The sequence below is a fragment of the Limnohabitans sp. TS-CS-82 genome (assembly GCF_002943475.1).
The window spans coordinates 130,012-142,268 of sequence record NZ_PTQX01000002.1 but is presented as its reverse complement, the minus strand read 5'-3'; the positions used below and the strand labels follow the sequence as shown (position 1 = coordinate 142,268).

Sequence of the window (12,257 nt, the reverse complement as noted above, 5' to 3'; positions counted from 1 at the left end):
CGACAGAAAACATAAGTCCTTGATTTACTTATAATTTTTCATTAACTTTTGTGACAAAAAACCTTGAATAACGCTGTCCACCCCCGCTTTGATCTAGAAAAAATATCAAAAAACACATGGATTTGGTGGGTGTTGGGCATCCACGTGTTGGCTTGGGTCGTCGCCCATGGCATTGCCGACACCAATTTAGACAGCTACGCCGACATGCTGGAAAACTATGCCTGGGGTCAAAACTGGGCTTGGGGCAGTGCCAAGCACCCGCCCCTGTTTGCCTGGGTCACGGGCGCGTGGTTTGTTGTTTTTCCAACCACAGACACTGCCTACCACCTGCTGTCTTATCTCAACGTCGCCATCGGCCTGCTGGGTGTTTACCGCTTGGCACAAGCCATAGACAGACATGATCTGGCTTTGCCTGCAGTGATTTTGTTAAGCATGGCGTTTCCTTACAGCACCCTGGCCGTCAAATTCAACGCCAATGCGATTTTGCTAAGTGTTTGGCCTTGGGTTGCCGTTGCTTGGGTACACAGCATTCAGAAAACTGGGCGCTCGGGCTTGCTGTGGTCAATGGCGTTGGGCGTGTTAGCCGCCCTGGCCATGCTGGGCAAGTACTACAGCGGCGTGTTCTTGCTCGCGCTTTTCTTGGCAGCCTTTGCCTCAGCACCAGGACGTGCTTGGTTCATGACACCCAAACCATGGTTGACACTGCTTGTCTTTGGTTTGAGTTTGTTGCCCCACATCGAATGGCTGCGGTCCCATGAATTCGTCACCCTACATTACGTGGGCGAACAAAGCAGCACAGGCGGCACCAACTGGCGCCTTTTAAGCAAATTTGCGGTTGCGCCCGTGGCCTATTGGCTGGTGCCTTGGCTGCTTTGCACGGCGCTGAGTGCAGCAAAAGACGTGTCTATTTGGCAGGCGTTGCGCACCTGGCCCACTCGGATGTGGTTGTCATGGCGCCCTCAAGGCTGGGGCGATAGTTTTTTTTGGTTGGCCATGCTGCCTTGGGCCATCACGCTGATATTTGGAATCACCGGTTTTGTGGAGCTCTCTCTGCCTTGGGCCATTCCGATTGGTTACGGCTTTTCCCTGCTTTGGTTGCGCAACCTCAACCAAGATGACAAGGCAAGCGAATACATCACCCAGCGTTTGCTCAAATGCTTGATGGCCTGGTTTGTTGTCGTGGTGTTGGTCAGCCCTTGGTACGCTTGGCACCAAGCCAACGAAGGAAACGACAACCACTACCTGCCAAGGCGCGAAGCTGCCGCGGCTGTGCTTCAAACATGGCAAGAGCGCCACCCCAACGTGCAGCTCCAATGGGTTGGTGGCCAATGGGCAGAAAGTGCTTTGCTGGCCTTTTACGGTGACCAGGACTTGCGCGTGGTGCCCGAGGTGCCAGATCAATTCCCAGCCACCGTCAACCCCTTGCCCGATTGGCAAACACGCGCAGGCGTGTTGCTCTGTCCTCTCGGCCCTGTGAGCACACCTGCCGTCACTGATTGCCCACAACGCATGCAGATGTGGTTAGAAGCACAGGGGCAAAAAGCCGACCCCATCACGATCACCGTGAAGAGTCAAGGCATTCGCTTCCCGCTGGACAAACCTTTCGCATACCTGGTGTTCGAATACCTCCCCAAGCAACCATAAAAAAAGCCACCCGAGGGTGGCTTTTGAGTGGGTGGCATTGCGGCTTTAACGCACCACCGCGATTTGATCGCGCTTGCCAGCCTTAAAGGTGTACAGCGTCAAGGCGCCGTTCTTGATGTCACCTTTGGCATCAAACGAAATAGTGCCTGTCACGCCTTTGAAACCTGTTGTCTTTGCCAGTTCTGGCAAGTACTTGGCTGGATCGCTGGACTTGGCGCGCTGCATGGCATCCACCATGACAAAGACCGCGTCATACACATAAGGTGAATACAGCTTCACGTCGTCATTGAAGCGTTTCTTGAATTTGGCACCGAAGTCGTCCATGCCCTTCTTCAAAGCGCCATCCACACCGCCAGCCTCAGCACACACCACTTGGCCATCGGCCATGGCGTCACCCGCGAGCTTGATCATTTCGTTGGTACAAATGCCATCGCCGCCCATGAACTTGGCTTTGATGCCCAGTGATTTCATTTGCTTCATCATCGGGCCGCCCACGGCGTCCATGCCACCGAAGAAGATGATGTCTGGCTTCTTGCCTTTGAGCGTGGTCAAGATAGGCATGAAATCTGTAGCTTTGTCAGTGGTGAACTCGTGGCCCACCAAATTACCGCCTGCAGCCTTGACAGCTTTTTCAAACTCTTCAGCCACGCCTTGGCCGTAGGCTGTGCGGTCGTCGATCACGGCAATGGATTTGCCTTTGAGTTCGTTCACCGCATAACGGCCCAAAGTGCCACCCAAGTGAACGTCATCCGCCACCACGCGGAAAGCTGTTTTGTAGCCTTGGCGTGTGTATTTGGGGTTGGTGGAGGATGGGGAGATTTGGGGAATGCCTGCGTCGCTGTAAATCTTGGAGGCAGGGATGATTGTGCCTGAGTTCAAGTGGCCAATCACGCCGCTGACTTTGGCGTCCACCAACTTTTGCGCGGCGGCTGTGCCTTGCTTGGGATCAGCCGCATCGTCTTCAGCCACCAACTCCAATTTCACTTTCTTGCCATTGATGCTCACGCCTTTGGCATTGAGTTCTTCAACGGCCAAACGTGCGCCGTATTCGTTGTCTTTGCCCAAATGCGCGATGGCGCCGCTGACGGGGCCGACATGGCCGATCTTGACCACTTGGTCTTGCGCCATGGCCAAACTGCTGATGGCGGCCAACGTTGCAACGGCTGTCAATTTGAAAGAGAAATGCATGCAAGAACTCCTTGGGTTTGAAATAACGGTTTTTAATCGTAACTCCAAAACAAAGAAAGTTTCTCAATCCCTTAATTTCAAATCATGGCGCGTGATGGAATACCCGCGATCGGCATAGTGCTTCCAGCGTTGGCGTGCCAGCTGGCGGTCTTCGTCATCCAACGTGACCACTTCAATCGTGCGCTCAAAGCGCTCGTAGCCCGCCGCTACCTCGTTGCCCAAATTCAACAGCACTTGGTGATGAGGCAACTCAGGGCCACCCTCAATTTGTGCGGCCAAAACCACGGGGGACGACATCAACTGCTCAGCAGGGCTGCCTGCGCGGCAATGCGCAACGAACTCCAGTGGCGAGAACGTCCACAGCAAGGTGTCGAGTGCTTGCAAGGAAGCAGGCGCACCTGTCACCACCACGCGTGCGCCATTGGCCACGGCCTTGCGCAGCAAGCGGCAGGCATAAGCCAGTTTGTCGGGCGCGTTGAAGTGAAAGGCGATTTCGGTCATTTCGCTTTGGCAGTGCTCAACAAGTATTGCAATAACAAGCCCACGGGACGGCCTGTCGCACCTTTGGCCGCGCCGCTCTTCCATGCCGAACCCGCGATGTCCAAATGCGCCCATGGGTAGTCTTTGGCAAAACGCTGCAAGAACTTGGCGGCCGTGATCGAGCCGCCATCACGCCCAGCCACGTTGGCTACATCGGCGAAATTCGACTTGAGGCCTTCGGCATATTCCTCGTCCAAAGGCAAGCGCCAGCAAGGGTCCAGCGCGGCTTCACCTGCGGCAAACAAGGCATTGGCCAAGTCGTCTGACGGCGAGAATAAACCGCTGCGCACATGACCCAACGAAATCACGCAAGCGCCAGTCAGCGTGGCAATGTCAATCACCGCGCGGGGCTTGAAGCGGGTGGCGTAGGTCAAGGCGTCACACAAAATCAGGCGGCCTTCGGCATCGGTGTTGAGCACCTCAATGGTTTGGCCGCTCATGCTGGTGATCACGTCACCGGGCTTCAAGGCGGTGCCATCGGGCATGTTTTCGCAGGTCGGGATCAGGCCCACCACGTTGATGGCGGGCTTCAAGTGCGACAACGCCTCAAACGTGCCCAGCACGCTGGCGGCACCGCACATGTCGAACTTCATCTCGTCCATGCCAGGGCCTGGTTTGAGCGAAATACCGCCCGTGTCAAACGTGATGCCCTTGCCCACCAACACGGTCGGTGCCACAGTTTTAGCTGCACCGCTGTATTGCAACACGATGAAGCGCAAAGGCTCAACCGAGCCACGCGCCACTGCGGCGAAGGAGCCCATGCCGAGCTTCTCGATTTCTTTGGGGCCGAGCACTTGGCAATGGATGCCCGCCTTTTTACCCAAGGCCTTGGCCACATCGGCCAAATGCGTTGGCGTGGCGTGGTTGGCGGGACGATTGCCCCACTCTTTGGCCAAGGCCACACCGGCCACTTGGGCGCGGGCAAGGTCAAATTCGTGTTTGGCTGCTTTGGTTTTTTCGGCAGTGGGCAAAGCCAACACCACACGCTTTAAGCCAGAGGCTTTGGCCGAAGGCTTGGTGGCGGTGTACACATAGCTGGTGTCTGCCACAGCTTGGGCTGCAGCTTGCAAGCGGTGTGAGCTGGCATCGGCCAAACACACGGTGATGTGAGCAGGCTTGGCGGCTTTGAGCGAGGCCACAGCCGCAGTCACGGCTTGACGCACCACGCGCGCACTGCCGTCACCACTGGAGACCAAGACCAAGCGCGTCGCGCTCACGCCTTGTGGGTGCCACACGCTCAGCAGCTTGGCGGGCGACTCGTCCAAATCACCGCTTTTGCGTGCCTCTGAAATAAGTTGGGCCAAAACGCTTTTGGTCGGCTTGTCCTTGGCAGATACCAAGATAATCAACGCATCGGTTTTATGCGTGACTGCAGCGTGTAAATCTAGGGTCTTGAGCTCGAAGTTCATAATTGTGTTTTTCCTCTGTCGCTGATGTTATTCCATTCCTCTATTCGCAATGAGCTGGCTCGCAGCTTTGGTGCCACGCTGGTGGTGCTGGTCACCATCGTGATGACCATCATGCTGATCCGTACACTGGGCCAAGCCTCACAAGGCAGCGTCAACCCCGCAGAGATCAGCTTGGTCATGGGCTACACCATATTGGGTCACTTGCCCACGGTGCTCACCATGAGCTTGTTCATCGCATCTGTGGGCACGTTGTCACGCACTTACCTTGACAGCGAAATGGTCATTTGGCTTGTCAGCGGCAAAGGTCTGCGTGCATTCCTGACGCCCATGTTGCGTTTTGCCTGGCCCATGCTGTTGACCGTCGGCGTACTGGTGCTACTGGTATGGCCATGGTCAAACCAACAGATCAGCGAACTCAAAGAACGCTTCGAGCGCCGGGGTGACCTAGAACGCGTGTCTCCGGGCCAATTCCAAGAATCGGCCAATGGCCTGCGTGTGTTCTTTGTGGACAAAGACAGTGTCGAGAACAAACAAGGTAAAAACGTTTTCATTTCGTCGACAGACCATGGCAAACAAGCCATGACCTCATCCAAGGCGGGCCACATTGAAACCATCGACGAAGATCGTTTTTTGATTTTGGATGTTGGCCAACGGGTGGAACAAACCGTGGGTGAAGCTGAAATCAAAATCAGCGAGTTCAAGGTCTATGGCACGCGCATTGGACAAGACGTCAAGGCAGCCTCTGTCATTCCCGCCAAAGCCACCAGTACCCTCCAACTGATCAAATCGCCGACACCGAACAATTTAGGCGAACTGTCCTGGCGACTAGGCATGGCCATGGCTGCCTGGAACTTTGTGGTCATCGCACTGGCCATCACCAGCGCCAACCACCGTGTTGGACGCAGCGGCAACTTGGCCTTGGCGTTGTTCATTTTTGTGGTCTATTACAACTTCATCAACCTCGGTCAAAGCTGGATCAGCTTGGGCAAAGTGCAATTTGCCCCTTTCTTACTTGCACTGCATGGCGGCGTTTTGTGTGCGGCATTGCTTTGGCTGACGGTGCGCCACAACAACTGGAGCTGGCGCCAATGGCTTCGCACCTCAACACCGCAACCGGAGGTGCGCCCATGAAAACATTGCGACGCCTCATTTACGGTGAAGTGCTCGTGGCTGTGGGCTTTGTCACCCTTGGTTTTTTGGGTTTGTTCTTCTTCTTTGACTTTGTAGACGAGCTTCAAGGTGTAGGCCAAAACGGCGGTGCTTATCAGCTCAAACATGCCCTCACCTATGTCTTGCTTCTGATCCCCAGCCACTTGTACGAATTGCTCCCCATCACGGTGCTGATCGGCACTATTTTTGTGATGGCCCGTTTGGCACAAAGCTCTGAATTCACGATTTTGCGCACCAGCGGATTAGGTCCTTTCATGGCTTTGCGCAACTTACTGGGTTTAGGCTTGGCATTTGTGGTGCTGACGTTTGCAGTGGGAGACTATTTATCACCGCTGTGTGACCGCTATGGCCAATTGCTGAAGTCGCGCTACTTAGGTCAAATCAAAGTGGGCAACACGGGGGCTTGGCTGCGTGAGCGCCAAGGTGACAACAGTTTTGCAGTGAACGTCACCACCCTCACCCCAGAAGGCAACCCCAGCGGTATTCGAATTTTTGAATTCAACAAAGACGGTCAGTGGGTGGCCTTGATCAAAGCGCGCGATGGCCTGCTGACCAACAACGACGCCTGGACCCTTCAACAAGTCGAACGCAACCAGCTGAGCCGCAACAAAACGGGTGAATCTGTCTTGGAACGCACCCACGCCGATTCGCAAACATGGGCCACAGGCATCAACTCAGAAATGGTGTCGGTCGCCCTGCTCAAGCCTGAACGTATGGGCACGATTGATTTGTTTCAATACATCCAGCACTTGAGTGCCAATGGTCAAACCACGCAGCGCTTTGAGATTGAATTCTGGAAAAAAGTGTTCTACCCCTTGAGCTGCCTCGTCATGGTAGTGCTGGCCCTGCCTTTTGCTTATTTGCATTTCCGCAGCGGCAACATTGCGAGCCATGTGTTTGGTGGCGTATTGGCGGGCATCAGCTTCTTTTTGTTGAACAACGTGTTTAGCTACATCGGCAACATCAACAGCTGGGCACCGTGGTTTGCAGCCGCAGCACCCGGCATGCTCTACACCCTTGCTTCGCTGGCCGCTTTTGGCTGGCTGGTCATTCGCCAATAAGGTTTTATGCACGCCATCATTTTGTTTGCCCACGGCTCGCGCGACCCCCTGTGGCACAAGCCCATCCAAGCGGTGGCTGAACGCATCACCCATCGCTCGCCCGACACCGTGGTGCGATGCGCCTACCTGGAGCTGACCGAGCCCGACCTGCCCCATGTGGCCAATGCTTTGGTGGCCGAAGGTGCCACCAGCCTGTGCGTCGTGCCCATGTTTTTGGGCGTGGGTCGACATGCACGCGAGGATTTACCTGAGCTGATCACCGCGCTCAAGGCTGCACACCCGAGCGTTGACATCGGTTGCCAACCAGCTGTGGGGGAGCAACATGCCCTGCTCGACTTGCTGGCCGATATTGCACTAGGCCAAGCCAACAACGCGGCCTGAGCGAGACTGGATTCTGATGGCTAAACGGACGCACACGGCTACCGCGAAAGCATAAAGAATCAATTAGTTAGATGCTCAAGGCATAATGAATGGCCAATTACAAAGCCAAGCCATGAACCTACACCAGTTCCGTTTCGTCCAAGAAGCCGTTCGCCGCAACCTCAACCTCACCGAGGTGGCCAAGTCGCTCCACACCTCCCAGCCCGGCGTATCAAAGGCCATCATTGAGCTGGAAGAAGAACTAGGCATCGAAATCTTCTCGCGCCACGGCAAGCGCCTCAAGCGCGTGACCGAGCCAGGCCAGCATGTGCTGCGCAGCATCGAAGTCATCTTGCGTGAGGTGGGTAACCTCAAACGCATTGGCGAACAGTTCAGCGCCGAAGACAGCGGCACTTTGTCCATCGCCACCACCCACACCCAAGCACGCTACGTGCTGCCCGTGCCCGTGGCCAAACTGCGCGAGGCCTACCCCAATGTGAACATCAGCCTGCACCAAGGCGCGCCTGCACAAGTGGCGCAAATGGTGATGGACGAAGTGGCCGAGATTGGCATTGCCACCGAGTCGCTCTCTGAATACCCAGAGCTAATCACGCTGCCTTGCTACGAGTGGGAACACATGTTGGTCATCCCCAAATCACACCCGCTCGCGGGCAAAGTGCGTATCACGCTCGAAGACTTGGCCGCTGAACCCATCATCACCTACCACCCCTCCTTCACAGGCCGCACCCGCATTGACAAAGCCTTTGCCGCCAAGGGCCTCACGCCACGCATCGCGCTCGAAGCGATTGACTCTGACGTCATCAAGACCTATGTGCGCTTAGGTTTGGGCGTGGGCATCGTGGCCGAGATGGCCGTGAAAGATGGTTTAGACGACGACCTAGTCGCACGCCCCGCATCGCTGCTGTTTGGCAAAAACGTGGCACGTATTGCGTTCAAGCGCAGCGCCTACATTCGCCACTTTGTGTATGACTTTGCCGCGCTCTTGAGCGACCGCCTCGACCGCAACCTCATCATGAAGGCCCTCGACGGCCACCCCACCGACTTCAACATGTGAACCACGCAACATGACCACACCGCACCTCGACACCAAGTTCCCAAAAATCGGCACCACCATCTTCACGGTCATGTCGGCTTTGGCCACTGAGAAAAATGCCGTCAACCTCGGCCAAGGCTTCCCCGACTTTGACTGCGACCCCAAGCTCGTGGCCTGCGTCAACGACGCCATGACCCACGGCCTCAACCAATACCCGCCCATGACCGGCGTGCCCGCGCTGCGCGAAGCCGTGGCTGACAAGATTGAGTCGCTCTACCAATACCGCTACGACGCCACCAGCGAAATCACCATCACGGCGGGCGCCACGCAAGCTATTCTCAGCATCATCTTGGCGGTGGTGCGTGCAGGTGATGAAGTGATCGTGCTCGAACCCTGCTACGACAGCTACATCCCCAACATCGACATGGCGGGCGGCGTGGCGGTGCGCGTGCCGCTCACCCCCGGCACATTCCGCCCTGACTTCGACAAAATCGCAGCGGCCATCACGCCCAAGACACGCGCCATCATCGTCAACAGCCCGCACAACCCCAGCGCCACTGTGTGGACGCGCGAGGAAATGCTCAAGCTTCAAGAGCTGCTCGCGCCTACCAACATCGTGCTTATCAGCGACGAGGTGTACGAGCATATGGTCTACGCACCACTGAAGCACCTCAGTGCGTCTAGCTTCCCCGGCTTAGCCGAACGTGCGTTCATCGTGTCGAGCTTTGGCAAAACATTCCACGTCACGGGATGGAAAATTGGCTACGTCGCAGCACCTGCGGCGTACAGCGCCGAGTTCCGCAAGGTGCACCAGTTCAACGTGTTCACCGTCAACACACCGGTGCAACACGGTTTGGCTGCCTTCCTCAAAGACCCACAGCCCTACTTGCAACTGCCAGCTTTCTACGCCGCCAAGCGCGACTTGTTTCGCCAAGGTTTGGCCCAAACCAAGTTTGAGTTGTTGCCTTCTGAAGGCAGCTACTTTCAGTGCGTGCGCATCGACAAATTGGGTGTGCCTGAGAAAGACCTGAGCGAAGCTGACTTCTGCAAGTGGCTCACCTATGAAATTGGTGTGGCCGCTATTCCTCTGTCGGCCTTTTACGCCGATGGCTTTGACCAACGCGTGGTGCGCTTTTGCTTCGCCAAAAAGGATGAGACCTTGAAGCTCGCCCTCGGTCGTTTGGCGCGTCTGTAAGCCCTGCATGCCTAAACCTACACACACGCCAAAGACCAAAATCTGCCTCGTCACGCCCGCGTTAGCCGATGCCAACAACGGCAACTGGCAAACCGCCCAACGCTGGGCCCGCATGTTGTCTACAACTTTTCAGACGCGCATCAGCCCGGTCTGGCCCGACAGCAAGCCCGCCGACATCACTGCCGATGTGTTGGTGGCCTTGCACGCGCGTCGCTCTGCCCCCTCGGTGGCCGCATGGGCACATGCGCACCCCACGCACCCCTTGGTGTTGGTCCTGACAGGCACAGACTTGTACCAAGACATCCAGCACGATGCCGACGCCCAACGCTCATTGCAGCTAGCCACCCATTTGGTTGTGCTGCAAGAGCAAGGTCTGCAAGCTTTGCCCGAAGCGCTGCGCCACAAAGCGCACGTCATCTATCAATCCAGCACACCCTTGCCCCCCGCCAACAAAACCCAAGCGCATTTGCGTGCGGTCATGGTGGGACATTTGCGCGATGAAAAATCGCCGCAAGTGCTCTGGCAAGCCGCACAAGCGCTGCAAGCGGATGACGCCATTTTTATAGACCACATAGGCCGTTCACTTGACCCCACTTTGGCCACGCAAGCCCAACAAACCGCCAGCCAATGCCCGCACTACCGCTGGCTGAATGAGATGCCCTCTGTGCCAACGCGTCGCAGCATTCAACGTGCCCATGTGTTGGTACACACCAGCCGCATCGAAGGCGGCGCACACGTCATCATGGAAGCGGTGTTAAGTGGCACACCTGTGTTGGCCTCACGCGTGTCGGGCAATGTGGGCATGTTGGGCACTGACTACCCCGGTTACTTTGAACCCGGCAACGCCCAACAACTGGCCGCTCTGCTGCGCGAATGCAGGCAAACCCAAAATCAAACAGATGGTTTGTTGGCCAAACTCACGCACGCCTGCCAAACGCGGGCCGCGCTGTTTCAACCTGAGCGCGAACAAGCCGACTTGTGCGCGCTCATCACATCTGCGCTGAAACCTGTATGAACACCATGCACCGACGTGAGTGGCTGAGCAAACTGGGTCAACTGGCCCTGCTGACCGCCAGCTCTTTGCCCTTGAGCCTTGCTGCACAAACCATCAAAACACAAGGCCGCCTGGTCATCATTGGCGGGGCGGAAGACCGCAAACAAGACCGCATCATCCTGCGCAAGTTTTTGGAACTCAGCGGTGGACCGAACGCCAAAATTCGTGTCATCAATGCCGCCAGCGGCGTGCCCGACATCGTGTGGGCCAGCTACCAAGCTGTGTTTCAAGACCTAGGCGCACTCAACTGCGAGGTGGTGCCCATGCTCACCCGCGACGAAGCCTCAGAACCCAACGTGGTCAACATGTTGGCCGAAGCCGATGGCATCTTCATCACAGGTGGCGACCAAAACCGACTCATGCAATGCCTGTGGGAGTCACCTGCCGCACAAGCCATGCACCGTGCGTTTCACTTGAACGGCACCTGCATTGCAGGCACCAGCGCAGGCGCTGCGGTGATGTCGCGCCACATGCTGGCCGAAGGCGCACCCACACCTTCACCACAAAAAGACGTGGTGTCCATGGACATCGGTCTGAGCTTCATGCCCAACGCCATCGTGGACCAACACTTCTCGCAGCGCCATCGCCTGAGCCGCTTGCTCTCGGCCTTAGCACAACGCCCCGACCTTTTGGGCGTAGGCATTGACGAAGACACGGCCTTGGTCATTGAGCCCAATCAATCGGTAGAAATTGTGGGCCGCGGCGCCGTCACGCTGGTCGACCCGCGCCGCATGCGCAGCAACTTTGACAAAGCCGAAGACGGCGACAAACTCGAAATGCTCGGGCTTCAACTGCACCTGCTACCTGCAGGCAGCCGCTATGTGCTGGCCAATGCCCCCAAGAACCGCAAACCGCCTGTGCCGTTTTGGGATGCTTTGTCGGTGCTAGCCAAGACGGGGGCGATGCGGGGATAAATGTGTAAGCGGAACCAACTCAATTAAGCCGCCAACAAAATAGCCTCTGGCGAACGCAAAGCAATACGCAGCAGCGTGCGTGCTGCACCTGAAGGCTCGCGGCGGCCTTGCTCCCACTCTTGCAAGGTGCGCACAGACACACCCAGCAACTGCGCAAAGGCGGATTGAGACACCCCCAGCTTTAGGCGTGCTTCAGTAGCGGCAGTCACTGCCACCTTGGTAACGCGGCCCTCGCCACGCTTGGCTTGGCGAATGGACTCCAACAAATCTTTTTCAAACTCGGTCATTTCAGAGTCTTTGCTAGATTGAGTTTTAGCCATCGTTTAGTCCTCATAAAGTTGCGCCAAACTGCGCAAAAACGCATTTGATAACGTGTCGTGTTCAGCCTTGGCATACACCGTTAGCAGCACCAGTTCGCCTTGGGCGTTGCGCCACATGTAAATCACTCGCACCCCACCGCGCTTACCCATACCTAGGCGTGACCATCGAACTTTGCGCAAGCCACCAGTGGCTGCAATCACATCACCAGCATCTGGATGCTCTGCCAGCCAAGTGATGAAATCTTCACGCTCAGCGTCATCCCACACCTTGGCTGCGTAGCGCAAGAACACGGGCGTTTCAATGACCGTGAGCATGGCCGCAATTATACGTCATTGACGTATTTCTAA

At 56.4% G+C, this 12,257-nt stretch carries 13 protein-coding genes; 8 read left to right on the top strand and 5 right to left on the bottom strand.

Annotation, left to right across the window (positions count from 1 at the left end):
- The first annotated feature begins 63 nt into the window (after positions 1-63).
- Positions 64-1,644 (top strand): glycosyltransferase family 39 protein, encoded by a 1,581-nt coding sequence (locus tag C5F52_RS05205; RefSeq protein WP_146100034.1) that lies wholly within the window; start codon positions 64-66, stop codon positions 1,642-1,644.
- Positions 1,645-1,689: 45 nt separating this feature from the next.
- On the opposite strand, the gene C5F52_RS05200 is transcribed toward C5F52_RS05205, so the two are convergent.
- From C5F52_RS05200 to C5F52_RS05190, 3 genes are all read right to left on the bottom strand, one after another.
- The gene (locus tag C5F52_RS05200) at positions 1,690-2,832 is read right to left on the bottom strand and encodes a branched-chain amino acid ABC transporter substrate-binding protein (protein ID WP_104797286.1); all 1,143 of its coding nucleotides are present in this window, start codon (positions 2,830-2,832) and stop codon (positions 1,690-1,692) included.
- 63 nt (positions 2,833-2,895) lie between these two features.
- Positions 2,896-3,333 (bottom strand): DNA polymerase III subunit chi, encoded by a 438-nt coding sequence (locus C5F52_RS05195; protein WP_104797285.1) that lies wholly within the window; start codon positions 3,331-3,333, stop codon positions 2,896-2,898.
- Positions 3,330-4,781, bottom strand: coding sequence for a leucyl aminopeptidase (locus tag C5F52_RS05190; RefSeq protein WP_104797284.1), 1,452 nt, complete (start codon positions 4,779-4,781; stop codon positions 3,330-3,332). Before C5F52_RS05190 ends, C5F52_RS05195 begins: the two co-directional genes overlap by 4 nt.
- 24 nt (positions 4,782-4,805) lie before the next feature.
- Here C5F52_RS05190 and lptF point away from each other — a divergent pair, with 24 nt between their 5' ends.
- From lptF to C5F52_RS05155, 7 genes are all read left to right on the top strand, one after another.
- On the top strand, positions 4,806-5,912 hold the full coding sequence (gene lptF / locus C5F52_RS05185; RefSeq protein ID WP_104797283.1) for an LPS export ABC transporter permease LptF: 1,107 nt from the start codon (positions 4,806-4,808) through the stop codon (positions 5,910-5,912).
- Positions 5,909-7,012, top strand: coding sequence for an LPS export ABC transporter permease LptG (gene lptG / locus C5F52_RS05180; protein ID WP_104797282.1), 1,104 nt, complete (start codon positions 5,909-5,911; stop codon positions 7,010-7,012). The genes lptF and lptG overlap by 4 nt, the downstream gene beginning before the upstream one ends.
- 6 nt (positions 7,013-7,018) lie before the next feature.
- Positions 7,019-7,393 carry a sirohydrochlorin chelatase gene (locus tag C5F52_RS05175; protein WP_104797281.1) on the top strand — a complete coding sequence of 125 codons (375 nt, stop codon included), beginning with the start codon at positions 7,019-7,021 and terminating at the stop codon, positions 7,391-7,393.
- Between the two features lie 112 nt (positions 7,394-7,505).
- Entirely contained in the window at positions 7,506-8,447 is a 942-nt protein-coding gene (locus tag C5F52_RS05170) for a CysB family HTH-type transcriptional regulator (RefSeq protein ID WP_104797811.1), read from the top strand.
- A 10-nt stretch (positions 8,448-8,457) separates the two neighbouring features.
- On the top strand, positions 8,458-9,621 hold the full coding sequence (locus C5F52_RS05165; RefSeq protein WP_104797280.1) for a pyridoxal phosphate-dependent aminotransferase: 1,164 nt from the start codon (positions 8,458-8,460) through the stop codon (positions 9,619-9,621).
- A gap of 7 nt (positions 9,622-9,628) precedes the next feature.
- A complete protein-coding gene (gene senB, locus C5F52_RS05160; protein WP_104797279.1) occupies positions 9,629-10,636 on the top strand; it encodes a selenoneine biosynthesis selenosugar synthase SenB in 1,008 nt (335 codons plus the stop codon).
- Complete coding sequence (locus C5F52_RS05155) at positions 10,633-11,589, top strand: cyanophycinase (protein WP_104797278.1); 957 nt, start codon at positions 10,633-10,635, stop codon at positions 11,587-11,589. Before senB ends, C5F52_RS05155 begins: the two co-directional genes overlap by 4 nt.
- A gap of 23 nt (positions 11,590-11,612) precedes the next feature.
- On the opposite strand, the gene C5F52_RS05150 is transcribed toward C5F52_RS05155, so the two are convergent.
- Together C5F52_RS05150 and C5F52_RS05145 are read right to left on the bottom strand one after the other, a co-directional pair.
- Positions 11,613-11,909, bottom strand: coding sequence for a DNA-binding transcriptional regulator (locus tag C5F52_RS05150; RefSeq protein WP_201746966.1), 297 nt, complete (start codon positions 11,907-11,909; stop codon positions 11,613-11,615).
- A 3-nt stretch (positions 11,910-11,912) separates the two neighbouring features.
- Positions 11,913-12,224: a transcriptional regulator gene (locus tag C5F52_RS05145; protein WP_104797277.1), complete on the bottom strand. Its 312-nt coding sequence runs from the start codon at positions 12,222-12,224 to the stop codon at positions 11,913-11,915.
- Between the last annotated feature and the right edge of the window lie 33 nt (positions 12,225-12,257).